Consider the following 23,846-nt stretch of genomic DNA (forward strand, 5'->3'; position numbering starts at 1 on the left):
CCTGTAAAAGGCATGAATAATAACAACAGTATGGTTTATGACGAAACGCCGGGGTAATCCGGCCCAGAGACAAAACATGGATACGTTGAACAGTCTTGCCCTGGAAGTGCCAATTGTGTCGGCCCGCTATGCTTACCGGTTCATCCGGTTCATGGAAAGCCGGGGCGTAAAGCGCCACACCATTCTTGAGGATACCGGCGTTACTGAAGACATGCTCGAAAGTCCTGAGGCCAGCCTGTCTATGAACCAGGTTCTGGCGGTGCTAGGTAAAGCGGACTGGTTAATGACCGATGAACGAGCCGCCTTCGAGTTCGGCCAGCAGCTGGATCTCCCAAGCCATGGGCTGCTGGGGTTTGCGGTGCTCGGCCAGGAGAATCCGCGGCGGTTGATCAGCATGATCGTACAGTATCTCCGGGTGGGGCTGCCGTTGATGGATATGGAACTGGCTTCCACCGGCTCTACCTTTCGAATCCGGCTGATTGACACCTGGGGGCTTGGGAACCTTCGCCCCTGCCTGACCAAAATTTACATGGGTAGCATTCACCGGGTATCCAGCCAGGTGTGCAGCCATTTCAGTTTCCAGTTCGACTTCCCCAGTGCCATACCCGAAGAGGACTGGAAACGGCTGGCGCCAGGCTGCGAGTTTGAATTCGATGCCAACGTAAGCCAGGTCACCATGCCACTCAATGGACTACCGATCCGAAAAGACGACGCCAGCCTGGAATTCCTGGTGGCCCGCACCCGCCACGACCGTAAACAGCAAACCCTGGAGGCCGACGAGACGGTCATGCAGGTCCGGGAACTGATCATGAGCCAGCCCGGCCGCCCCTGCACCACTGAAAACATTGCCCGGCGCCTGGACATCAGCCCGAGGACGCTCAGGCAACACCTGGCCAGCGCAGGCACCTCGTTCCGCGAACTGAGAAACGACATCCGGGAAAGCTTTGCCACGCTGTACCTGAAAGACACCAATGTGCCACTGGAATCCATTGCTGAAAAACTGGGCTTTAGTGATCAGGCCGGCTTCACCAAAGCCTATCGGTCATGGACCGGCCATACGCCCGGCGACGTTCGTCGCAAGGCACGCAAAAAAAAGTGAACAGGGTTCAGCTATTAGGTTGATGCTGTTCACGCTTTAGGCAATCCCTCCCCTCTTCTCCGTTTTGGACAAAAACCCTGCCGGGGCAAGCAATGACCCACGCCGCCCCAAGACCGTTAAATGACCCTGCACTCATGCGTGCCCCGCACGTGTGGCAAAGGGATCTTTGCAAGTCCGATTGAGCTGTCCGTCATCGGTGTTGTCTGCAACCCGACTACAACAACTACAGATAGACAGAGGACGAACTCATGAAACTCAGGAACCTCAATACGAGTGTCCGCAAGCTCGGCCCGGCCGTTGCGGCAGCGGCCTTGATGGCCGGTGGTGCAAGCAACGTAGCCGCAGAGCCGGTATCCATTGAACTGGCATTCGAATGCCCGTTCCCCCTGATCGGAACCCAACCCATCCGCGCCCAGATCAGCGCAGACATTCCCACAGTGGCCAACGTTGGTGAGCCCACCCCGCAGTTTGAAGTCACCGCCATTACCGTAGTGAACGACGACGCCCGCACCGGGCTCAAGCTGGTTGGTTCGGAAACGGTCGAAGGCATTGCAACCAGCTTCAACACCGTGGTAACCGCCAATCGCAGTCTGGAACAGATTGTCGAACTGACAATTCCGCCCACATTCATTCCTAACGTAAGCGGCGAATTCGATGTTCCAGCCTCAGGCCTGGCACCTGAAGTGCTCTTTACCGAAGACGATATCGGCGAGGCTGAGATTCGCGTTGGCGGGCTTACCCTTGACCTGACAGCCCGCACCCCGAATGGCGATATTGCGCCGGCCCCCATCGGCGAGATTCTCACCGACTGCGTGCAACTTCCGGATCAGGACAACCTGCTGCAAACCATTCTGGTTAGCGGTGAGGTGTCCGAAACGCCGCGTATTGGCGTAAACCGGGAAGACCTGGCCTTCGGAAACGTGCAAGCGGGTTTGACGGCAGAGCAAACCGTCACCGTTTCCAACACCGGTAATGCCGCGCTGGGCATTAACAACGTTGTCATCAGCGGCACCGATGCCGACGCCTTCCTGCAGACCAACAACTGCGCAAGCCTGGCTCCGAGTGAATCCTGTGACGTGAACGTGACCTTCGCTCCAAGCACCGAAGGCACTCGCAATGCAACCCTCACCATCGAGTCGACCGATGCCGACAACCCTGCGGTTGATGTGGCGCTGACCGGCCGTGGTGTACTGGCCCCGACACCGGAAATCGGCGTTAATCCAGACGCTATTGACCTGGGCCGAATCCAGCTGGGCCAGAGCGCATCGGCGGAAGTGACCATCAGCAACAGCGGTAACGAAGTCCTGCTGATTGACAGCATTGCACTTGAAGGTGCCGGCGCTGCAGACTTTGTTCAAACCAACAACTGCACAACCATTGCCGCCAACGAAAGCTGTACCGTTGAGTTGAGCTATACCGCCAACGCGGTGGGCATCAGCAACGCCAACCTGGTGATCCGTTCAGACGACCCGGAAACACCGGAAGTCAGCGTTCCTGTCTCCGCTGAGGCCTTTGAGCAAACCGGTTCAGAACTTGAGCTGCTACTCGGCCTGGAAGGCTCTACCTTCATTAAGTCCTCGGGCGGCACCCTGCCCCTGAACGGTTCCATTGCCACCCTGCTGGATCTGGCGACGGGCACCTTCGAGGCCGACCTGGAGCTGGACCCAACCTATGGCAACTTCTCCATCAAACTGCTTTTCAGCAGGCTGAATGCCTCAGCCAATGTTGAATTTGAACAGGCAGACGTCACCACCGGCACGCTGATCAACGGCAAGCTCACCGCCAACTCACAGCTGTACGTGAAAGTGCCCAAGGTGGCTATCAAGATTCTCGGCCTGCCGCTTCGGGTTGGAGGGGGTTCCGAGTGTATGACACGCGAGCCCGTCAGCATCGACCTCGCTTCGGTTGAAGGCTCCAACTTCTCGCCAGCGACCGGCGGCACCGTCAACGGTGTCTACGATCTGCCACCGCTGGAGAACTGCGGACTGCTGACTGGTCTGCTCAACCAGTTCCTCACCGGTTCCGGCAACACCATTGAACTGGAGTTGACCCCGGAACAGTAAGGAAATCCGGCGTAGCCGGATAACACAGCCACAGCTGGCGATAGCCGGCTGTGGCTACGTCGTTGGAAACGTCGAATAACAAAACCAAAAAGGAACAATACAATGAAAAGCCTGAAAAAATCCGCGCTAGTGCTGGCCATCGCTGGTTTGCCTTTTGCGGCACAAGCAGACCTGAAGCCTCTCGACGACGCCCATATGGGTAACATCACCGGTCAGGCCGGTGTCACCATTGAGCTGGAAACCCGGGTGGACATCGGCGAATTCCGGTACACCGATGAAGGCTCACTGTCCATCAAAGACATCAAGATTGGTGGCGCCAACCGTACAGATCTGTTCGAGGAGATCACCGATTTCCGCGACGCCCTGTTCGGTCAGACCAGTGATTTGATCGACAACATCAAGATCGATATCGACATCGCGGATGACGGTGACGCACTGATCAACATCTTCCCGATCACCGCGGCGCCGATCGATTTCGGTATCAGCACCGGTGACTGGACGCTGGAGGGTCATACCGATTCGACCTTGCTGGCCAGCAACTTCAACATGGTGGGTGCCTTCACCAAGGTTGGCATCCGCGTTGATACCGCCACCGACACCCTCAACCTGAATACCCAGGTAGGCATCTCCGAGCTCAACGTTGATTTCGACTTCCTGGCCCTGGGCATCCGCGGCCTGAAGATGACTGGCGCTGACTACATGGGCACCCGGCTCGATGGCTCCGCTGCGAACCCGGGCGTTCTGACTCTTGGAGCCACCATTGATATGGACGTGTACAAGGGTACCCGCCTGGGTGGCGCCGGCGACGCCCTGGCCATCGACCTGAACACCTTCGCGGCGGACATGTCGATTGACCAGGTGCTGGTGGGCGGCACCTCTATCGGCTCGGTGATGATGGACAACCTGGTGGTTCAAGACACCACCATGCGCATCTACGGCCATTAAAACCCAAAAGCCCGGCGCTTGCCGGGCTTTCCCTCACTTCCTGAAAAAGCGTGGATTACGCTCGATAAACGAATCAATCCAGCGCTCCAGGAACGAGTTCCGCTCAGGGTTCTTCAGGTATCGCCAGCCAAGGATCGAAATAATCAGCGCGCCCAGCGCGTCAACGATCAGGTCCCACATGGTATCGGTCAGCCCCGAGGGATCGCCCAGCATTGGCTTCTGCATGTTCATGCCAAACAGGCTGTCCATGGCAAACTCGAAGATCTCCCACAGGGCACCAACGCCCAGCGCGAACATAAAGGCAAAGAACGCTACAAACCCGGGCTTCATGTGAACGTGAATCTTTTCGGTCTCGTTCATGATGTGAACCAGCAAGAAACCGAGAATCCCCAGCAGGAAGCCAGACATGGTATGCAGCGCCATGTCCCACCACCAGAACCGGTTGTAGTAGTCGTGAATCTCCCCAAGGAACAGTGACGCGAACACGAACCCAATGGCCGCCAACTGCAGTTCCGGGGGAATGTGAATCCGGAACCGCCGCTCAAACAGTATCGGGAACAGCGTGATCACAATGATCATGCTGGTCAGGAAAGCGGTAAACCAGCGCTGCCCCCAGATCGCAAGCACCGCCTCAAGCAACAGAATGGATTGCAGAAACAGGGTGATTCTCTGGTGAGTAATCCGAATTCTCATACCTTAATCCTGGTCGGTCAGCCCGGCTGCGGCCCGCAGCAGCTGGTCCATTTCCGAGGCATCCAGTGCCTCGGCTGAAATCAATTCCACCCGGGAAAGCTCCCTGGGCTCGCCCGGCAGGATGGTAACAGCGCCGTCCACAACGTTTACAACGCGCCAGCCATCCCGGGTATGAATAACGGCCTTGAAGCGCAGCAACCGGTCATCCATGGCCATCGCCAGTATCGCATTTTCGTCCAGCATCAACTCAGGATGAATCCGCCAGCCTATACTATTGTGCCCTTGCCCCCGGTTAGTGACCCATTGCCATGGGTTCTCATCAACTGACGGTGGCGGGCTATCCGCGATCTTGCCATGGTGGTGATGGTGCGCATGAGGCTCAGACACCTCGGGTAACGCGGCCGTGCCATCAAGCAAGGCAACCGAAAGGTGGCCATGGTTGGTGTGATACACCGGACGGCCCTCCGGTGCAAGCCGGGCCGCCCATTGATCAAATGCGTGCACCTGGTTGTCTGTGCACAAGTCCGTCTTGTTCGCGACCAATATATCCGCCGCCGCCACCTGGTCCCGGAACTGAACGTTGTCCTGCACCCTGGGGTCTTCCAGTTTACGGGGGTCGACCAGGGTGATCACCGGGCCCAGTTTCAAGACGTCCTGATAATACTCGCCCGTCAGGGTATCCAGAATCTGGGAGGGATGGCCAAGACCGGTGGGTTCGATCAACAGCCGGTCGGGCTTCGCCCGGGCAATCAGCTGGTTAAGGCCAATCTGCATGGGCAGGCCGGCAACACAACACATGCAGCCGCCGGGAATTTCCCGTACCACGGCTCCCTCGGTCTCCAGGATGGCGCCGTCGATCCCAACCTCACCAAACTCGTTCACCAAAACCGCCCAAACCTCGCCTTCCGGCTTTTGCCGGAGCAAATCAAGGATGGCGGTGGTTTTGCCTACACCAAGAAAACCAAGGATCAGATTGGTAGGAACAGGGCGGACGGGATCAGACATGAGTGCGGCCTCAAAAGCGTTACAACATAACAAAAATGAGGCACCCATTACCAGTGGGGGCGCAACAACAAAAGCCAAACCATCCGATCAGCTCAGAATCGCCATAGAAGCCAGGCCAAAGCAACGATTACAACAATAAACCAGCGAGCATAATGATCCGGCTTGTCCTGCTCGTCGCGTTGCGAGGCCGCTACCACCCGGTCGGATTCGTACTCGTCAATCAGAACTCTGGCCCGGTAAACATCATCATCGTCCACATGAACATTGCTGAATCCGGCAGCACCAATCTCCCCCATCGCACCCTGCAGGTAGTGCCCGCCCACATAGGCGTCGATGCCATTGGCCTCCAACATGCCGGCAACAATGTGTGCCTCGGTGATATCCCGGGCCCGATAGGCTATTTGCAAGATGACTTTCCTCTGTATGCTTGGCCATGGTACGAATATAGTTTCAGCATAGTTCCCTTTTCACAGGGCCCCAAAAGGAAAACCCATGCTCTGGATTCTGCTCGCTGTCGTTGCGCTCATCGTTCTCTCAACCTTCTTGCTGTTCCGGGTGCATGACCTTTCCCATTACGATGGCGGTGACTGGGCGGTGCGGGAAGTGGCTCCGAACCCCGCCCACGACGAGGTGATGGAACGCATCAAAGATATGGGGCGAGCGTCCCGTGGCCTGAAGGGCAAAGCCCGCCTGATTGCACTCAGGAACCATCTGGACAGTCTCGGTGAAGGTGTGGAGGTTAAATCCGAGATTCGCCATAGCGAGCACCCCCGGGGCGAATGGGTGATTGCACCCGGTGCCGATACCCGCCGCCGGGTGCTCTACATTCACGGTGGCGCCTGGGCCGCAGGAAGCCCCCGCAGTCATCGCGCCATTACCGACCGGTTCTCGCAACTGGCCAATGCGGCGGTGTTTGCATTGGATTACCGATTGATGCCGGAACACCGTTTTATGGACGGCATTCGCGACTGCCGCCAGGCCTATACCTGGCTGCTGAACCACGGCCCGGCTGGCGAAGAGAAGGCGGCGTTCATGGTAGTAGCGGGCGATTCTGCCGGCGGTAGCCATACCCTGTCTCTGCTGGCCTGGATTCGGGATAACGGGTTGCGCCAGGCCGATGCCGCTATTGCCCTGTCACCGTCCACAGACCTCACCCTGACCGCCCCCAGCAACCGGGAAAATATCCGTACCGATCCCTTACTTGGGCCGGTTTTCGGGGGCTTGTCGAAGATTCCGCTACCGGTACTCTGGTGGGGTACCCTGGCGGCGTTTCGAATTTCCCCCACCAATCCCGTGGCGTCGCCCCTGCGCGGAAACCTTAACGACTTGCCGCCCACGCTGATTCACGCCAGCAGCACGGAGATGCTGCTGGACAACGCGACCCGATATGCCGCCAAAGCCCGGGCCGAAGGCTCACCGGTACAACTTCACACATGGCAGAACATGGTCCATGTATGGCACATCTTCTCCCCCCTGTTGCCGGAAGCGGAACAAGCCTTTGAAGACATCGGGGAGTTTCTGAGCCAGGCGGAGAAACAACACGCCTGAGGTTGGCTCAGACGGAGGGCATAGCCTTGTCATTGCACTGACGGACCACGGAAGCCACGTTGCTCGCCGGCACCGGACGGCTGAACAGGTAACCCTGGAAGCGGCCGCACCCCATCGCTACCAGCGTTGAAAACTGGGCTTGCTCTTCCACCCCCTCGGCAACCAGCCGCATGCGATGATTCTTGCCAATGGCAATGATGCTCTCGACCATATTTCGGGCGGGCTCGTCATCAATGATGTTATCCACAAAGCTCTTGTCGATTTTCAGTTCATCAATCGGCAGCTTGCGCAACAGGCTCAGGGACGAATAACCGGTACCGAAATCGTCCATGGACAAACTGATGCCTTCGCGCCGAAGGTGTTCCAGCACGGGGATGACCTGGTCAAAACCTGCCATGAAAACCGTTTCGGTGATTTCCAGGGTCAGGTAATGGGGGTGCACGCCATGCTTTTGCAATTCAGACAACACCAGTTCGGCAAAGCCTGACTGCATAAACTGCATGGCGGAGATGTTCACCGACAGCTCCAATGGCATTCGCGCCTGGTCAAGAATCGTCCGGAAGTCTGAGAGACTCCGGCCCAACACGTAGTTGCCGAGCTCCACCATCAAGCCACAGGATTCTGCCACTTCAACAAATTCATTGGGTGGCACATACCCGAGCTCTTCATCATCCCATCGGGCCAGCGCCTCAACGCCCACTACCCGGCCACAGGCGTCCAGCTGCGGCTGGTACGCCATAAATATCCTTCCCTGGTGAATGGCCCCACGAAGTCGCTGTTCAATGTGTACGCGCCGCAAATAGCCTGCCTCAAATTCGTTCCGGTACAGGCACACATCGTTGCGGGTCCTCTTGGCCTGGTATAGCGCCAGGTGGGCACTTCGAATAACGCTGTTGAATGAATCTCCGTGGTCAGGAAACGCAGCAGCCCCCACACTGGCGCCCAATTGGAGCCCCAGCGGTCCGGTGGCCATATGGCGGGCCAGCCCTCGCAGCAGATCGCTACAGAACGCCAGCAGCTTTTCAGGCTCACGGATACGGCTGATCACTGCGAACTCATCACCGCCAAGTCGCGACGCGCCGTATTGTTCACTGGTCAGCTCACCTAAACACCGGGCGAACTCGCTCAGTACCTTGTCGCCGTGTTCCTGCCCGAACCGATCATTGATACCTCGAAAATTATCGATGTCGAGCAAGACAACGCCAAAGCCCTCGTCGCGATTCACAAGCTGCTGGATCTGGTCAATCATGCCTACCCGGTTGAGTAACGACGTCAGGTCATCATGACGAGATTGATACATCAGGGCAGAGCGGCGTTTTTTCTCTGCACGCTCGATCTGACGCACGAGATAGAAGAGCAGGAGAAACAAGGCGACAAACACCGCCAACAAAACCAGGGCACGATCCAGAAAGGCACCCCAGACCGAACGAATATTGGATTCTGAAACAATCCAAAGCTCATAGTCCGGGGAATACCAGGCACCACCAATGAACGTATCACCGTCTCTTCTGCTGTAGTAGATACTGGGTTCCGGGCTTACTTTCAGTTCCTCAACAGAAGCATCATTGGCGGCAATCAGGCTTTGCCTGTCTTCTTCACGCTGTTCCGGTGTCCGCTGGATGTGGGCGTACATATCTGGCGTGACGCCCTCGCTGGACATAAACTGTAAATAGCCATCGTGCTCCCGGAAGATCATCACAGAGTCGTCCGCTCCGGTGTGCAGATTGCTCCCGAATACTCCTTTTTCGCCATCAGCCCGAATGCCGGCAGACATCACCGCAATCACTTCGCCGCTGGCATCCCTTATGGCTTTACGGGCAGGAATAATCCAGGCACCGACCGCCGGCAAATAGTAGGTGCGGCCCACCACCAACCGATCAGACTCCATAGCCCGCTGGAAGCCGTCCCGGGATTCCTCCTGCTCCAACAGATTCGGCATCAGGCTGACATCCACAGTGGATGTCACTTTCACCAATTGCCCATCCGGCAAGGCCATACCGAAACCTGCGAGCGCCGGGCTGGCCTCCATGATATTGTCGAGAAAAGGCAACACCTCTGGAGTGGCGTTGACAAGATCCTGGCGCACAAGCTCAGCGGCGGCTACGTCCAGAATCAACTCCTGGGTACGTAACACGTTGATGGCAGATTGACTGATCAGTTGAACGCGGGACTGATGGTGAGCTTCCTGGGCACGCAGTGTGGATTGCCAGATACTGGTCAGGATAAACGCCAGGACAAGCACACCAACAGCAACAACCAGCCAGAACAACATCCAAAGATTGCGCTTGAAGATTCCCAAATTAACTCCGCCAGAGTGGTTGTTGTTAAAGCTATTCCTCTGTTACTGACGTGAGTATAGGCAGAAAAACAGACTTCGCGAGCACCGCCCCCGGCCGATCAGGTAACCGGTCGATGTTTCTTTCGGACATAGAGAATTTTGTGAACTCGCGCAACAATCTCACCGCTGTCATCCACGATATCCACTGTCCATTCCGGCAAGTATTTGTCGCCGCTGGCTGTGGCGTTGCGGATTTCCTCAAGCCGATCGTCGGTCAGCTCAAACCGGGCCTGCACGCGACCCTTGCCAGGGCGGATAAAGTCGATACTGGCGGCTTTGTCCCAGACTACATAGTCGTTGCCCAGACGCCGCATCAGCAACAGCATGTACATGGGGTCTACCATGCTGTATAGGGAACCGCCGAAGTGTGTGCCGACGTAATTGGTGTTGTACCAGTGCTGGCGCATTTCGACGGTTGCGGACGAAAAGTCATCAGCAATCTTCGTGACTTTGACGCCCGCGCCAAGGTATGGCGCAAACGTACTCATCATACGGCGCATAGCGCCGGCACTGGCAAACCAGCGGCGAACAGCAGCGTTCATAGGAATTCCTGAGAAAGCGGGTGAATATATAGCCTGCTATGTTGTTCCAGGCCGACACAAGTTTCAACAAGAATTCATACGATCGTTTGAAATTTACAGACCAGCGAACGCCAGTTGCAGAGCGATGGCGAGCATCATCAAACCGATAACACCATCGATAACCCGCCAGGCGCCGGGTCGGGAGAGCACAGGGGCCAGCGAAGAGCCCAGCCAGGCCAGCCCACCAAACCAGATCACCGAGGCGCTGCTTGCCCCCGCAACAAAGCCGGGCGCACTGGATTGCTGGGCGCCTACGGCCGGGATCAACAATAAGGTATCCAGGTAAACCTGAGGGTTGAGCAGGGTGACCGCCAGAGTAGTCAACAGCACTCCTTTCAGACCTCTTCGGGCCTCTGCCCCAGCTTCAAGCGCGGCCCTGCCCCGTCCGGCCCGCACGAACGCCTGAATCGCCAACCAGCCCAGGAATACAACACCAAGCCAGCGCAAAACCTCAAGTGCCTCTGGCATGGCCATCAAGGCCGCCGTTACGCCAAACATGCCGAGGGTGAACAGCAGGATATCGGACGTCATGCACACACCCGCAGACCACCAATGATGCTCACGACGAATCGCCTGGCTCAGCACATAGGCATTCTGTGCACCAATTGCGACAATAATACCGCCACACACCAGCAAGCCGGTCAGATAACTTTCAAGCACGCCCGTTCCTCCGAAGATTGAGGGGCCAGACTAACCGCAAACCTATATACTTTAAATTCATCCTGCTAATAGTGAATTAATTTTACTTATGATCGATTACAAGCTGCTGGAAGCACTGGCAACCGTGGTTGAATGCGGCGGATTTGAACGTGCCGGGGACACCCTGGGGCTCACTCAGTCCGCCGTTTCCCAGCGCATTCGTACACTGGAGATCAGACTGGGCCAACCGGTGCTGGTTCGCAGTCCCACGCTCGCGCCAACCCCCGCCGGCCGGCGGCTGCTCAATCACGTTCAACAGGTACAACTACTGGAAAGAGACCTGGCCAGAACTTTGCCAGCTTTGACCGAGCGAGCCAGCCGATTACGCATTGCGTTGAACGCGGACAGCCTGGCGACCTGGTGGGCGGAGGTCATCGGCAACGTATGCAGGGATGACGAACTGTTACTGGATCTGGTGATTGAAGATCAGGATATTGGCCTGCGGCGGATGCGGGAAGGCGATGTCGCAGCCTGCCTTTGCAGTAGCCCACAACCCCTTGCCGGCGCTCGATGCGTTGCGCTGGGCACAATGCATTATCTCGCCCTGGCAACGCCCGACTATGCCCGCCGTTATTTTCCGGACGGCATCAATCCTCAAAGCCTGAAACAAGCCCCGGCAATTGTCTTCGGGCCAGACGACCTGCTCCAGCACCGTTTTCTTGCGCAATGTGGATACGATGGCGCCTTCCCCCATCACCTTTGCCCGTCATCGGAGGGTTTCGTGAAGCTCGCCTGCGCGGGCCTGGGATACGGCATGATCCCGGAGATACAGGCAACCCGGGAGCTGAAATCTGGAGAGCTGGTCAGTCTCGCCCCGGGGCAATCACTGGAGGTGCCACTCTACTGGCATTTCTGGCGCCATAGCGGAGAAGCTCTGGAACGCCTGACTCAGGCACTTACCAACAACCGATTACTTGAGAAAAGTCCTCACACGCAGGTCAGGCCCTGACACCAAACCAGTGCGGATACCTCAGCAGGCAGTATATCGCCAACATGTCATAAACCGCATGCCACACCATCACCAGCTCAAGACTGCCGCTGAGCTGGTAAGCAGTCCCCAACACCAGGCCCAGGCCAGTGGCAACCAGAAAGTAAGTGAATGACACATAGTGCACCAGGCCGAACAGCACCGAGGCCGCCAGTACCGCCGTCCAGGGCCCCGTGTATTGCAGTAACCAGCCCTGTATCGCGCCCCTGAACAGAAGTTCTTCACCGACGCCAGCGAGCACAGCCAATGCCAGCAACACCGGCCATCGATAACCGGAGACAAAATCATAGAGCGCTTGCATCTGGCTGCTGAGGTCATCGGGGAACAACCAGGAGTTCTGGGTCAGCAACAGCAACGAAAGATAGGTAACAGCAGCACCAATCACGCCAGACAAAACCGCCCCGGCAAGGCTCAGGCCGCCCGACAGTATCGGAATACCAAACAGCCAGATGGCCAGAAGGCCAACCACACCAATGCCGCCCTGAAACAACAGGGCGGCCGATGTTGAGATTGAAGAGCTCCGGCGGTCAGGCATGGATCAGTTAGAGAACAGATCCTTGACCGGGAACAGGTCATCGTAGGAAGGGGCCTGTTTCTGAGCTTTGGCCTGGAAGGATTTCATCATGTCAGTGGGGCGAAACATGCCAGACTGCCAGGTAGCCATGTACTTGAGGCTGTCTTCCACACTGTGATCGCGGCTGAAGTTGATCATTTCCTTGCAACCGGTCACCGCCAGGGGCGAATTGGCCGCAATCTGTGCCGCAATGGCCATGACACCTTCCTGCATCGCTTCCTGAGATTCGTATACCGTGTTCACGAAACCAAGGCGGTGAGCTTCCTCTGCCCCGAACTTGCGCCCGGTGTAGGCCAGTTCCCGCACTACGCCCTCGGGCATCAGCTTGGGCAGGCGCTGCAGGGTGCCCACATCGGCGGTCATGCCCAGCTCGGTTTCCTTGATGGTGAAATAGGCATCCGCGGTGCAGTAACGGCTGTCGGCCGCACACACCAGATCCAGGGCACCGCCAATGCAGCCGCCATGAACCGCTGCCAACACCGGCAAACGCACTCTCTCCAGAGACGTGAGGGTATCCTGCAGCTGCAGCACCACCCGGCGGAGGTTCTCCGCCATCCGGCCCGGATCACCGCTCATGGGCACAGATTTGGGATCGGAGAATACGCCCAGATCCATACCGGCGGAAAAGTGTTTGCCGGTGGAGGAAATCACAATCACTCGGGCATCGGTATTGGCTTCGATGTCCTGCACGCAGCGGGGCAGCTCCAGCCAGAATGCCTTGTTCATGGTGTTCAGGGCTTCCGGGCGGCTGAACTGCACGTGGGCAATCTGGTCTTTTACTTCGATATCGAAGCTTTCGTAGTTCGCTAGTTCAGACAAGGTGTGACTCCTTTGATTCTGTCGTTCTTGGATTGTGTTAGTACTGACTGACAAACAGGGCGGCTGCCAGTGCCAGGCTGAGGAACGCCACGATCAGGTTGATGGTCATTCCCCAGCGGGCGTTATAGCCATTGGGAAATTCTTCCGGGCTCAGGGTTTTCAACACCGCTGCAAACTGGCGGGTGGCGTAAAACGCTGTTGCGGCACCCAGCAGAATGAACAGCATTCCCAACCAATACATGGCCACCAGGTTCATGCTGTTGCCCGTCTCCGGAGCTAATGCCGCCAGCAGCAAACCCGCCCGTTCTACCAGAAAGCCGAAGGCTGTCAGCCCAAGGCTGGTGCGGTTCCAGGCCAGTAGAGTGCGCTCTGCGGCGAACAGTACCCGGGGGTCTTTCAGGTCGGACATGGTGCGGCACGTATCCTCTCGGCAAAAGGTTTCGTATCATCAGGGGGCACATTACCGCGAAACGAGGCATGATGGAATTTACTTTCCTGGGCACATCCGCCGGAACACCAACCCGGTCACGCAATGTCACCGGGCTGGCCCTGAGCCGCTCCGGCCCGAAACCCTGGTACCTGATCGACTGCGGTGAGGGTACCCAGCACCAACTGATGCGCACCCGGTATTCGGTGATGCAGCTACGCGCCATTTTCATCACTCACATCCATGGCGACCACATTTTCGGCCTGCCCGGTCTGCTCACCAGTGCCTCCATGCTCGGCCGCACAGAACCATTGGATATCATTGCGCCGCCACAGGTGCGCCGCTTTATTGATGCCGTGATCGAAAACAGTGATTCGAGCCTGAGCTACCCGCTGAACTTCATCAACTCCGAGGCGCCGGATTTCTACTGGCAAGATGACCATATGGGCGTTACCAACGTGGCGCTCTCCCACCGCGTGGCCTGCCGGGCCTATGTCTTTACCGAAAGAAACCTGGAGCGCCAGCTAAAGCAGGAGAAACTGGCGGCGGACCGCATAGAGGCCGGCCCGGCCTGGGGCGATCTGCAGAAGGGCAAAGACGTGTTGCTGGATGACGGCCGGTTGTTGCGGAGCGATGACTACACGCACATACCCAGAACCGCCCGGCGCATCATTGTGGGTGGCGATAACGACACACCGGAGCTTCTTAAAGAGGCCAGCCAAGGCACTCATGTACTCATCCACGAAGCCACTTATACACAGGACGTGGCCGACCGGGTTGGCCCCTGGCCCCAACACAGCTCAGCCCAACAGGTAGCCCGATTCGCCCAGAGCGCGAAACTGCCTAACCTGGTGCTGACTCATTTCAGCTCACGCTACCAGTCGGTACCTGGTGGCACGCCCCATATTAATCAATTGGCAGCGGAGGCGTTACAGCACTACAGAGGCCACCTGTTTCTGGCCAAAGATTTTGATACATACCGGTTGGAAAAAGACCTGAAGCTGAACAAGCTCGATGGCCATTGATTACCCGTTGTCCCCGGGCGGCATCACCACCCATTCCGGGTCTTCAAATTCACCCAAAGGCCGGATCTCCACAAACGGCGCCGCACTTTTGATGATGTCCATAATCCGGGGGTCCTTGGTTGCGTCCATGGCATCCCGGTCTGCCTTGCTGTCCCAACTGGCGATGGCAATCAGCTTGTTCGGCTCGCCGATCTTGCGGTGCAGTTCAGTGCCCCGCGCGCCCGGCGCCTGCTGGATCAGCTCGCTGGCTCTTACCCAGGCATCCGCATAATCCTCGGCTTTACAGCCCTCTTTAACCGTAACCTCAAAAATGTACTTCATTATGACTCCCGGTCAGACCACTGTTGCCCACAGAATCAGGTATGATCACCACAAACACAACCACCAGCCATGGTAATGGGAACCTGAATGTCCACAGCGGTTGTATTTGCCATCTTTGCCACGCTTCTGATCTCCGGATCATTGTTCTATCTGTTTTTCTACCGCAGTTGGCGGCGAAAGCGGGAACTGCAGCAGCCCTTCCCCAAACCTTGGCGCAGCTATCTTAAAAAGCAGGTGCCCGCCTACAAACGGTTGGCACCGCAGCAAAGGAAGCGGCTTGAGCGCCTGGTGCAGCTGTTTGTCTCAGAGAAGGACTATTACGGCTGCGATGGCTTTGAGGTAGACGACAGAGTACGCGTAACCATTGCTGGCCATGCCTGCCTGCTGATTCTGGAACGGCCGTTTTCAGACTACGATGAAGTGCAGAGTATTCTGGTGTATCCGGACGTCTACCGGGCCCAGGGTACTGAGAGTGACGGCCTGGTGGTAAGCCACAGTGACCAGGTCCGTGCGGGTGAGGCGTCTTCCCGTGGTCAGGTGGTACTGGCCTGGAGCGAGTGCGAAAGCGCCATCGAAGAGCCACACAGCCCCCATAACGTGATCCTTCACGAATTCGCCCACCAGCTGGACTACCTGGACGGCACCGCCGATGGCGCACCCCCGCTTTATGGCGAGCAGGCCCGGAACTGGCAGGAAACCATGACCAAGGCCTGGGACCACCTGCAACACCGCCTGGCACACCATCACAAGCCCTGGCTAGACCCCTACGGCGCCACCGAACCGGCAGAATTCTTTGCGGTACTGACCGAAACCTTCTTTCAACAGCCCGAACACCTGCTCGAAGCTCAGCCGGATGTTTACAAAGCGTTGTGCGGCTATTACCGGCTGGACCCGCGTGACTTCAGTAGCCACCGCCCTTAACGGCCATCACCCTTGACCCCAAGCCGGTCCAGATACAGGTGCAGCTCCTGCTCGCTGATGTTCACGTATTCCAGCACCCGGCCGTAGAGCATCACCGTAGGCACATTGCGGCCACCCAGCTCCTTCTGGGTTTCACTGAGGACGTAAAGTATCGTCCTTTCGGTTTTTGTGAGACCATCCCGCGCATCGGGGATTACCTCGTCTATTCCGCGTAAACTGCTCATATTTCTGAATCCGGTAAGCTGCCCATGGAAATCAAAGTCAATTATCTCGACAACCTGAGGCTTGAGGCCAAATTCGACGATTTCACCGTCGTCTCAGACCAGCCCGTCCGCTACAAGGGCGATGGCTCGGCACCCGGCCCCTTCGATTATTTCCTGGCCTCGTCCGCCATGTGCGCAGCCTACTTTGTAAAGGTTTACTGCAACGCCCGGGATATTCCCACAGATAACATCCGCCTGTCGCAAAACAACATTGTAGACCCGGAAAACCGCTACAAGCAGATTTTCAAGATCCAGGTAGAGCTGCCGGAAGACATCTCCGACAAGGACCGCCAGGGCATCATCCGCTCCATCGACCGCTGCACGGTCAAAAAGGTGGTGCAAACCGGCCCGGACTTCCAGATTGAAGTGGTCGAAAACCTGGACGAAGACGCTCAGGCCCTGCTCACCGCTGCACCGGGCACCGACTCCAGCACCTACATCGAAGGCAAAGACCTGCCCCTGGAAACCACTATTGCCAACATGAGCGGCATATTGGCAGACCTGGGTATGAAAATCGAAATTGCCTCCTGGCGCAACATTGTGCCCCACGTGTGGTCCCTGCACGTGCGTGATACCGCCGCCCACATGTGCTTCACCAACGGCAAGGGCGCCACCAAGGAGGCCGCCCTGTGCTCGGCCCTGGGCGAGTTCATTGAACGGCTGAACTGCAACTTCTTCTACAACGATCAGTATTTCGGCCAGGACATCGCCAACAGCGAGTTCGTGCATTACCCGAACGAGAAATGGTTCCAGCCCGGCCCGGAAGGCGAGCTGCCCGAGGGCATCCTGGATGACTACTGCCTGGAGATTTTCAACCCGGACGGCGAACTGCTGGGCACCCACCTGTTCGACACCAACTCGGGCACGCCGGAGCGCGGTATCTGCAGCATTCCCTATGTGCGCCAGTCAGACGGAGAAACGGTATATTTTCCCTCCAACCTGATCGAAAACCTGTACCTGAGCAACGGCATGAGCGCCGGCAACACCCTGCAGGAAGCCCAGGTACAGTGCCTGTCGGAAATCTTCGAGCGGGCGGTGAAGAAAGAAATCATCGAAAACGAAATCGCCCTGCCGGACGTGCCCGAGAGTGTGCTGGCCAAGTACCCGGAGATCGTTGAGGGCATCAAAGCCCTGGAAGAACAGGGCTTCCCGGTACTGGTGAAAGATGCCTCTCTGGGTGGTCAGTTCCCGGTGATGTGCGTGACCCTGATGAACCCGAAAACCGGCGGTGTATTTGCCTCCTTCGGCGCGCACCCAAGCTTCCACGTAGCACTGGAGCGGAGCCTGACCGAACTTCTGCAGGGCCGCAGCTTTGAAGGCCTGAACGACCTGCCGGCACCCACCTTCAACTCCATGGCGGTGACCGAGCCCAACAACTACGTTGAGCACTTTATCGATTCCAGTGGCGTGGTGTCCTGGCGTTTCTTCAGCGCCAAATCCGACTACGATTTTGTCGAATGGGATTTCTCCGGCACCAACGAAGAAGAGGCCAATACCCTGTTCGGCATCCTCGCGGACATGGGTAAGGAATGCTACATGGCCGTGTTCGAGGACCTCGGCGCGCCGGTCTGTCGAATCCTGGTGCCGGGCTATTCCGAAGTGTATCCGGTGGAAGACCTGGTGTGGGACAACACCAACATGGCGCTGGCATTTCGGGAGGACATCCTCAACCTGCACCGTTTGGATGAAGACGAACTGGCCGATCTGGTGCAACGCCTGGAAGAGGCCGAGCTGGACGTGTACATGACCATCGTCACCCTCACCGGCATCGAATTCGATGAAAACACCGTGTGGGGCCAACTCACCATTCTGGAGCTGAAACTGCTCATCTACCTGGCGCTGGGCGAGCTGGAAGAGGCCCAGGAGCTGGTGGACATGTTCCTGCAGTTTAACGACAACACCGTAGAACGGGGCCTGTTCTACCAGGCCATGAACGCAGCCCTGGAAGCGACGCTGAATGAAGAACTGGCGCTGGACGACTACCTCTACAACTTCCGCCGTATGTTTGGTGACGAGGTAATGGATGCCGTAGTGGGCTCGATTAACGGCACGGTCCGCTTCTATGGCCTGGAAGAAACCGGCATGGACCTGCGCGGTCTGGACCGGCACCTGAAGATGATCGAAAGCTACAAGAAGCTGCACGCGGCCAGGGCCCGCAAAGCGGGGCTCTGACCACAGGCGGTGCCAGCAGGCGCCGCTACTCCAGCACCACCGCTTCAAAGCCGCCGTAGATCAGCCGCTTGCCATCAAACGGCATAGGGTTCACATCCGGCTGCAGGCGCGGATCGTCCATGATTCTGGGCATGGCCTTGTCCCTCACTGCGCGGGACGGCCATTCAATCCACGAGAACACCACCGTTTCCTCAGGCTGGCACTTCACCGCCATGGGAAACGACGTGACCTTGCCGTCTGGCACGTCATCCCCCCAACACTCCACCATTTTGGTAGCGCCGTATTCCTTGAACACCGCTGCGGCATCGCTGGCGTGCTGGATGTACTTCTGTTTGTTTGCAGTTGGCACGGCGGCCACAAATCCATCGATATAGCTCATAATCTTTCTCCTGATTCAGTCCTTCGGTGGCAGCTCCCGTACCGGCCGCACTTCAATGCTGCCGAAGCGTGCCGGTGGAATCCGGCTGGCCAGGTGCAGGGCTTCGTTCAGGTCTCTGGCCTCGAGCAGGTAAAACCCGGCCAGCTGCTCTTTGGTTTCGGCAAACGGGCCGTCGGATATCAACACGTCACCATTGCGAACCTGCACGGTGGTTGCCGTGTCGGTTGGCTGCAGGGGCTGGCCGGTGACGTAGTTTCCCTGTTCGGTCAGCCGCTCTACTCCGGCCACACACTCCTGGTTCAGGTCATGCCACTGCTGATCGGTCATGGCGTTGATAATGCTCTCCTGGTAATACACCAGAGCAACGTATTTCATGGATTACCCTCCTTCTGCCAGTGGGGCAGGATCTGGTTTGAACTGGGTTCGCCCGCTTTGCGCGATAAACGTCTCCTGCGGGGGGTGTTCTACTGTTTAGTCGAGCCAACACCCCGGAAATCGACAGGTCGGGAATATTTTTTCAAACACCGCCAGAAAGGGATTGAAGCCGTCGCTTCAGAAAACGGCGCTCCGGCCCCTGAGTCGCAAGTTCCAGGGCACGCTGGTAGGCAACGATCGCAGATTCGAAATCACCGGCTCTGCGCAACAGGTCGGCACGGGCCGCATGGAACAGGTGGTAGGTCAGGATTTCCTTGTTGCCCAGCAAGCCATCCAGGAGCGCCAGTCCGGCTTCCGGCTCATCCCGCATGGCAACGGCCACAGCGTGGTTAAGTGCTATTACCGGCGATGGGTGTTGGCGATACAGGGCATCGTATAACCGGGCAATTCGCCGCCAATCCGTGTCTTCCGCCCGGCGAGCCTGGGCGTGCACCGCCGCTATGGATGCCTGCAGGGTATACGGAGAGGCCGGCGTTCTCGCCAGTGCCTGCTCCAGCCACTTCAGCCCGAGTTCGATCTGCTTCTGGTCCCACCTTGAACGGTCCTGATCCTCGAGCGTAATCAGATCGCCCTGCTCGTCCTCACGGGCGCTTCGGCGGGAATCGTGCAGTAGCATCAGTGACAACAGGCCGAACACTTCACCCTCGGGAAGCAATCTTGCCAGCACCTCAGCCAGCCGAATGGCCTCGCCCGACAGGCTCACATCCACCAGCGAATCCCCATCGCTCCGGGAATAGCCCTCGTTAAACACCAGGTAAATGACCCGAAGCACCCCGGGCAAGCGCTCGGAAAGCTGCCTCGGTACCGGCACCTCGTAGGGAATCCCCGCCTCACGGATCTTCTTCTTGGCTCGTACAATCCGCTGGGCCAGGGTGGCCGGCTTTTGCAGAAGGGCGCTGGCTACCTGCTCTGTGGTCAGGCCGCACATTTCCCGGAGGGTTAGCGCAACTCGTGCATTCAACGATAACGCCGGGTGGCAACAGATAAACAGCAACCGAAGCTGGTCGTCTTCGATACCCTCTGGAGCGGCAGCTTCAGAGTTTTCTTCGTCTACCGCCATCAGATGCGAATAGCGCCTGGCGGTCTGACCCCGGCGGATATGATCAATGCCCTTGTGATGGCCGGCCCGGATCAGCCAGGCAACCGGATTATCCGGATGCCCTTCTTCAGGCCACTGGCGCACAGCAGCGGCAAACGCCTCCTGCATGGCTTCCTCGGCCAGTTCAAAGTCGCCTAACAAACGAATAAGGGTAGCCAGCACCTGCCGGGAATGCTGATGGTATAGTTGGCCGATTGCCGGATAGTCTGATGACATTGATTACACACTGCCGTCCATTGCCTTGAGCGAAGGAAACACCACACATCATTTGATAGCATGGCACATAGATTTTTCCATGCAGGAAGCATTAACAAATGGCAACGCGAATCACCCTACATTACTGCACCGGCTGTAACTGGATGCTGAGATCCTCCTGGATGGCCCAGGAACTCCTCACCACCTTCGACGGCATGGTCGACGAACTTACCCTGAAACCCGGCACCGGCGGCATCTTCGAAGTCTGGGTAAACGACACCCGTATCTGGTCCCGCAAGGAACAGGGAGGTTTCCCGGACATCAAGCAATTGAAGCAATTGGTGCGGGATCAGATAGCGCCGGAGCACTCCCTCGGGCATTCAGACAAACCAGCGTAATTCAGGCCAGGGAGGTTAACGGTGGAGCTTCTTGGGAACCCACCACAGGAAAAAAGCCATCCCGAAAAGCTCCACCAGGGATTGAAACACCACCACAACGACGGCCAGCTCATACGAGGCGGGTAATGACAGCGCCAGTGGGAGGACGACAAACGAATTCCGGCTGCCAAAGCTGAACGCCAACACCCTGCCCTGCTTGACCGGTAACCGCGCAACCCTGGCGACGACCACCGACAACATCCCGGCAGCCAGCAAGAATGCGGCAAAGAGCAGCAATAGCCAGGGAAGAATTCCAACCGACGCCAAGACCAGATTCACTTGCGCGGCTGCAATACAGAAGACCACCAGGGCCAACAACGGTACCGGCAGCCAACCAAGAGCTATCACAACAGATTGCCGGTTTTTGCTCCGCGCCACCCAGGTTTCCGTCAGATAAGCCGCAATCAAGGGCGCGACCATCAACCCGACGAATGCCAGTATCAACTCCTGCTGGGCCACACTGGCGGTGATCTCTGTGCCCAGGAACAACCACACGTAAAATGGCAACAGCAGCAGCTGGAGCAAAAGGCTAATGGGCGTGAACGCAATGGCACTTCTGGTGTCACCGCCCCCCAGATGGGTAAAGGTGATAAACCAGTCAGTACAGGGCACCAACAAGACCAGCAACAGACCCAACTGGAGAGCTGGAATAGCCGGGCCAAGCGCCATTAATCCCCAGACGATGCACGGTAGCAAAAGAAAGTTGCCAATCACCGCCGCGAACATATATCGAGGCGCTGTAAACGCATCCCGCAGGCGCATCAGAGGCACCTGGGTAAAAGTCGCGTAGAGCAAAGAGCCCAGTAGAGGCCAAAGAATCCATTCCAGACGCCCACCAAGGTCGGGCACCCACACTCCCACCAAAAGGCCCAGGCAGATAGCCATCAGATAGATAAAGACCTGATACTCTTCCATCACTTCACGGGCCAACAGTAAAGCCTCCTGGTTCAACAGTCACGATCAGTGCAACACTCATGTGCGCTACCAGAAACAACAACATTAAGGATCTCACCATGCCCCGCATCGCCTTCCTGTTACTGAGCGTCCTCCTGATTTCCGCCTGCAGCCCTTCCGGCACCGACAGGCCGCCGGCATCCGGAACCCTGACACCCGAAGCGCTTGACCGCCATGGCGAAGAATTCCGGGAAGACGTGATTGAAGTCACCGACGGCGTTTACGTTGCCGTTGGCTTCGGCATCGCCAATTCCATCATGATCGAAGGCGATGATGCCGTCACGATTGTCGACACCATGGAATCCCTGGAAGCGGCGGAACGAATCGCCAAGCGCTTCAGGGCAATCACTGACAAGCCAGTGCGGGCCATTATCTATACCCACTCGCATCCAGACCATATCCATGGGGCGCCAGCTTTTATCAACAACGGCGACCCGGTCGAAATTTATGCTCACCACTCTCTGGAGAAAGCAGTCGACCAGACCGTGAGTGTACTCCAGCCCATCATCACCCAGCGTTCTTTTCGTATGTACGGCAGCCGGCTGCCCGATGCCGACCGAACCAATGTGGGTATCGGCCCCTTTGTGGATTTACAGGAACACAGCACCCTGCAGATTCTGCGACCGACTCAGACCTTTCAAGACGAGCTGAGCATTACCGTAGGCGGTGTGGAGATGATACTCAAGCACGCACCTGGCGAGACCGACGACCAGGTGGTGGTGTGGCTACCAAAACAGAAAGTGCTGCTGCCGGGCGACAACTTCTACCGCGCCTTTCCCAACCTCTACACCATTCGCGGCACCAGCTACCGCGACCCGAAAACCTGGGCTGACAGCCTGGAAAGGATGAGGGATCTGGAGCCGGAATATTTGGTACCCGGCCACTCACGCCCGGTGACAGGCAAAGCGGAGATCCGCAAGCACCTGACCGACTACCGGGATGCTATTCGCTACGTTTATGATCAGACCATCCGAATGATGAATGCCGGCAAAACCCCTGATGACATTGCCCATGAAATCCGCCTGCCGCCCCGCCTGGCGCGGTCCCCGTTCCTGCAGGAGTTTTATGGCAAACCGGAGTGGTCTGCCCGTATGGTCTTTGGCGGAACACTTGGCTGGTTCGATGGCAACCCCAGCAACCTGCACCCTACGCCACCCGGAGAAAAAGCCAAGCGCATGGCCCAACTGGCCGGCGGTGAAGATGCATTGATGACTGCTGTGGAGAAGGCTGCCAGTAACGAAGACCATCAATGGGTGCTGGAGCTGACGGACTATGTGCTGCGGCTGAGTCCGGAACACCAGGCCGCCACAGAGCATCGCATTCTCGCCTTGCATGCCCTGGCGTCAGCCGAAACCAATCCCGGAGCCCGCCATTACTACCTGACCTCCGCCGCCGAATTGGCGGGCGACATCATCCTGCCACTGATGGCGGTAACTCCCAACGATACGATGCTTGAAGGCATTCCCATCAGGGCCTTCTTCGACGGTATGAGTGTCAACCTTGAAGGTGAAGCCGCATGGGACATCTATCAATCCGTCGTGTTTGAGTTTCCCGACCTGGAGCAGAGCTTCACGCTCACGGTGAGAGGTGGCGCGTCAGAACTCCGGAAGGGCGTCTCGGAAGATGCCAGCATCCATGTGCGCATTGACAGCCTCGACTTCAAGCGGATGCTTGCCGGCATCCGCAACCCCGCATTGGCCATTCTGTCGGATTTTGAGTATGTCAAAGGGGGACGGATTGGCTTTACCCGGTTTATTCAGCTGTTTGAGCCGAATCTGGAAACCTGATTCAACGCAGAACAGTAACCACCAGGTCACCGCAGACAGAGGCAGGTACCATTTACCTGGTCGAGTAGGCCCTGGGAAC

The 23,846-nt window shown here is 57.5% G+C and carries 25 protein-coding genes; 10 read left to right on the forward strand and 15 right to left on the reverse strand.

Going from position 1 to position 23,846, the window contains the following annotated elements:
• Positions 1–76: 76 nt before the first annotated feature.
• The 3 genes from ACZ5Q2_RS17690 to ACZ5Q2_RS17700 all read left to right on the forward strand — a co-directional run bounded on the left by ACZ5Q2_RS17690 (position 77) and on the right by ACZ5Q2_RS17700 (position 4,107).
• A complete protein-coding gene (locus tag ACZ5Q2_RS17690) occupies positions 77–1,099 on the forward strand; it encodes an AraC family transcriptional regulator (protein ID WP_061333328.1) in 1,023 nt (340 codons plus the stop codon).
• Positions 1,100–1,347: 248 nt separating this feature from the next.
• Complete coding sequence (locus tag ACZ5Q2_RS17695) at positions 1,348–3,162, forward strand: choice-of-anchor D domain-containing protein (protein ID WP_061333329.1); 1,815 nt, start codon at positions 1,348–1,350, stop codon at positions 3,160–3,162.
• A gap of 102 nt (positions 3,163–3,264) precedes the next feature.
• A complete protein-coding gene (locus ACZ5Q2_RS17700; RefSeq protein WP_061333330.1) occupies positions 3,265–4,107 on the forward strand; it encodes a DUF6160 family protein in 843 nt (280 codons plus the stop codon).
• Positions 4,108–4,140: 33 nt separating this feature from the next.
• Here the strand turns inward: ACZ5Q2_RS17700 and ACZ5Q2_RS17705 are convergent, their stop codons facing one another.
• The 3 genes from ACZ5Q2_RS17705 to ACZ5Q2_RS17715 all read right to left on the reverse strand — a co-directional run bounded on the left by ACZ5Q2_RS17705 (position 4,141) and on the right by ACZ5Q2_RS17715 (position 6,212).
• Positions 4,141–4,800: a DUF2238 domain-containing protein gene (locus ACZ5Q2_RS17705; RefSeq protein WP_058090601.1), complete on the reverse strand. Its 660-nt coding sequence runs from the start codon at positions 4,798–4,800 to the stop codon at positions 4,141–4,143.
• Positions 4,801–4,803: 3 nt separating this feature from the next.
• Positions 4,804–5,805: a CobW family GTP-binding protein gene (locus ACZ5Q2_RS17710; RefSeq protein WP_061333331.1), complete on the reverse strand. Its 1,002-nt coding sequence runs from the start codon at positions 5,803–5,805 to the stop codon at positions 4,804–4,806.
• 92 nt (positions 5,806–5,897) lie between these two features.
• The gene (locus tag ACZ5Q2_RS17715) at positions 5,898–6,212 is read right to left on the reverse strand and encodes a putative signal transducing protein (protein ID WP_061333332.1); all 315 of its coding nucleotides are present in this window, start codon (positions 6,210–6,212) and stop codon (positions 5,898–5,900) included.
• 85 nt (positions 6,213–6,297) lie between these two features.
• Between ACZ5Q2_RS17715 and ACZ5Q2_RS17720 the strand changes: the two genes are divergently transcribed.
• A complete protein-coding gene (locus ACZ5Q2_RS17720; RefSeq protein WP_432210624.1) occupies positions 6,298–7,353 on the forward strand; it encodes an alpha/beta hydrolase in 1,056 nt (351 codons plus the stop codon).
• Positions 7,354–7,360: 7 nt separating this feature from the next.
• On the opposite strand, the gene ACZ5Q2_RS17725 is transcribed toward ACZ5Q2_RS17720, so the two are convergent.
• The 3 genes from ACZ5Q2_RS17725 to ACZ5Q2_RS17735 all read right to left on the reverse strand — a co-directional run bounded on the left by ACZ5Q2_RS17725 (position 7,361) and on the right by ACZ5Q2_RS17735 (position 10,932).
• Positions 7,361–9,652 (reverse strand): putative bifunctional diguanylate cyclase/phosphodiesterase, encoded by a 2,292-nt coding sequence (locus ACZ5Q2_RS17725; protein ID WP_432210623.1) that lies wholly within the window; start codon positions 9,650–9,652, stop codon positions 7,361–7,363.
• Between the two features lie 98 nt (positions 9,653–9,750).
• On the reverse strand, positions 9,751–10,233 hold the full coding sequence (locus ACZ5Q2_RS17730) for a DUF4442 domain-containing protein (protein WP_072677823.1): 483 nt from the start codon (positions 10,231–10,233) through the stop codon (positions 9,751–9,753).
• Positions 10,234–10,326: 93 nt separating this feature from the next.
• Positions 10,327–10,932 carry a LysE/ArgO family amino acid transporter gene (locus ACZ5Q2_RS17735; protein WP_072677824.1) on the reverse strand — a complete coding sequence of 202 codons (606 nt, stop codon included), beginning with the start codon at positions 10,930–10,932 and terminating at the stop codon, positions 10,327–10,329.
• A gap of 88 nt (positions 10,933–11,020) precedes the next feature.
• On the opposite strand from ACZ5Q2_RS17735, the gene ACZ5Q2_RS17740 reads away from it, so the two are divergent.
• On the forward strand, positions 11,021–11,920 hold the full coding sequence (locus ACZ5Q2_RS17740) for a LysR family transcriptional regulator ArgP (protein WP_072677825.1): 900 nt from the start codon (positions 11,021–11,023) through the stop codon (positions 11,918–11,920).
• Here the strand turns inward: ACZ5Q2_RS17740 and ACZ5Q2_RS17745 are convergent.
• Genes ACZ5Q2_RS17745 through ACZ5Q2_RS17755 form a run of 3 tightly spaced genes read right to left on the reverse strand, consistent with a single transcriptional unit; the run spans position 11,910 to position 13,761 of the window.
• Positions 11,910–12,494: a CPBP family intramembrane glutamic endopeptidase gene (locus tag ACZ5Q2_RS17745; protein WP_152437537.1), complete on the reverse strand. Its 585-nt coding sequence runs from the start codon at positions 12,492–12,494 to the stop codon at positions 11,910–11,912. The genes ACZ5Q2_RS17740 and ACZ5Q2_RS17745 overlap by 11 nt on opposite strands.
• Before the next feature lie 3 nt (positions 12,495–12,497).
• Positions 12,498–13,352 carry a crotonase/enoyl-CoA hydratase family protein gene (locus tag ACZ5Q2_RS17750; RefSeq protein ID WP_072677826.1) on the reverse strand — a complete coding sequence of 285 codons (855 nt, stop codon included), beginning with the start codon at positions 13,350–13,352 and terminating at the stop codon, positions 12,498–12,500.
• A gap of 37 nt (positions 13,353–13,389) precedes the next feature.
• Positions 13,390–13,761 (reverse strand): YidH family protein, encoded by a 372-nt coding sequence (locus ACZ5Q2_RS17755; protein WP_058090609.1) that lies wholly within the window; start codon positions 13,759–13,761, stop codon positions 13,390–13,392.
• A 71-nt stretch (positions 13,762–13,832) separates the two neighbouring features.
• On the opposite strand from ACZ5Q2_RS17755, the gene ACZ5Q2_RS17760 reads away from it, so the two are divergent.
• Complete coding sequence (locus tag ACZ5Q2_RS17760; protein WP_152439593.1) at positions 13,833–14,804, forward strand: ribonuclease Z; 972 nt, start codon at positions 13,833–13,835, stop codon at positions 14,802–14,804.
• Here ACZ5Q2_RS17760 and ACZ5Q2_RS17765 read toward each other — a convergent pair whose 3' ends face one another.
• Positions 14,805–15,125: an antibiotic biosynthesis monooxygenase family protein gene (locus ACZ5Q2_RS17765; protein WP_374787266.1), complete on the reverse strand. Its 321-nt coding sequence runs from the start codon at positions 15,123–15,125 to the stop codon at positions 14,805–14,807. It lies immediately after the preceding gene.
• Positions 15,126–15,212: 87 nt separating this feature from the next.
• On the opposite strand from ACZ5Q2_RS17765, the gene ACZ5Q2_RS17770 reads away from it, so the two are divergent.
• A complete protein-coding gene (locus ACZ5Q2_RS17770; RefSeq protein WP_374787265.1) occupies positions 15,213–16,046 on the forward strand; it encodes a M90 family metallopeptidase in 834 nt (277 codons plus the stop codon).
• On the opposite strand, the gene ACZ5Q2_RS17775 is transcribed toward ACZ5Q2_RS17770, so the two are convergent.
• Complete coding sequence (locus ACZ5Q2_RS17775; protein ID WP_072677829.1) at positions 16,043–16,270, reverse strand: hypothetical protein; 228 nt, start codon at positions 16,268–16,270, stop codon at positions 16,043–16,045. The genes ACZ5Q2_RS17770 and ACZ5Q2_RS17775 overlap by 4 nt on opposite strands.
• Positions 16,271–16,294: 24 nt before the next feature.
• Here ACZ5Q2_RS17775 and ACZ5Q2_RS17780 point away from each other — a divergent pair, with 24 nt between their 5' ends.
• On the forward strand, positions 16,295–18,481 hold the full coding sequence (locus ACZ5Q2_RS17780) for an OsmC domain/YcaO domain-containing protein (protein WP_072677830.1): 2,187 nt from the start codon (positions 16,295–16,297) through the stop codon (positions 18,479–18,481).
• A gap of 25 nt (positions 18,482–18,506) precedes the next feature.
• Here the strand turns inward: ACZ5Q2_RS17780 and ACZ5Q2_RS17785 are convergent, their stop codons facing one another.
• The 3 genes from ACZ5Q2_RS17785 to ACZ5Q2_RS17795 form a co-directional block, all read right to left on the reverse strand.
• Positions 18,507–18,860 carry a DUF1428 domain-containing protein gene (locus ACZ5Q2_RS17785; protein WP_061333341.1) on the reverse strand — a complete coding sequence of 118 codons (354 nt, stop codon included), beginning with the start codon at positions 18,858–18,860 and terminating at the stop codon, positions 18,507–18,509.
• Positions 18,861–18,875: 15 nt separating this feature from the next.
• A complete protein-coding gene (locus ACZ5Q2_RS17790) occupies positions 18,876–19,235 on the reverse strand; it encodes a YciI family protein (RefSeq protein WP_374787264.1) in 360 nt (119 codons plus the stop codon).
• A 142-nt stretch (positions 19,236–19,377) separates the two neighbouring features.
• Complete coding sequence (locus tag ACZ5Q2_RS17795; RefSeq protein ID WP_432210622.1) at positions 19,378–20,610, reverse strand: RNA polymerase sigma factor; 1,233 nt, start codon at positions 20,608–20,610, stop codon at positions 19,378–19,380.
• A gap of 98 nt (positions 20,611–20,708) precedes the next feature.
• On the opposite strand from ACZ5Q2_RS17795, the gene ACZ5Q2_RS17800 reads away from it, so the two are divergent.
• A complete protein-coding gene (locus ACZ5Q2_RS17800; protein ID WP_432210621.1) occupies positions 20,709–20,987 on the forward strand; it encodes an Rdx family protein in 279 nt (92 codons plus the stop codon).
• Between the two features lie 15 nt (positions 20,988–21,002).
• On the opposite strand, the gene ACZ5Q2_RS17805 is transcribed toward ACZ5Q2_RS17800, so the two are convergent.
• The gene (locus tag ACZ5Q2_RS17805; RefSeq protein ID WP_432210620.1) at positions 21,003–21,956 is read right to left on the reverse strand and encodes an arsenic resistance protein; all 954 of its coding nucleotides are present in this window, start codon (positions 21,954–21,956) and stop codon (positions 21,003–21,005) included.
• Between the two features lie 83 nt (positions 21,957–22,039).
• Here ACZ5Q2_RS17805 and ACZ5Q2_RS17810 point away from each other — a divergent pair, with 83 nt between their 5' ends.
• Positions 22,040–23,767, forward strand: coding sequence for an alkyl sulfatase dimerization domain-containing protein (locus tag ACZ5Q2_RS17810; protein WP_061333344.1), 1,728 nt, complete (start codon positions 22,040–22,042; stop codon positions 23,765–23,767).
• The last annotated feature ends 79 nt before the right edge of the window (positions 23,768–23,846 follow it).

Source organism: Marinobacter alkaliphilus, from assembly GCF_055394375.1.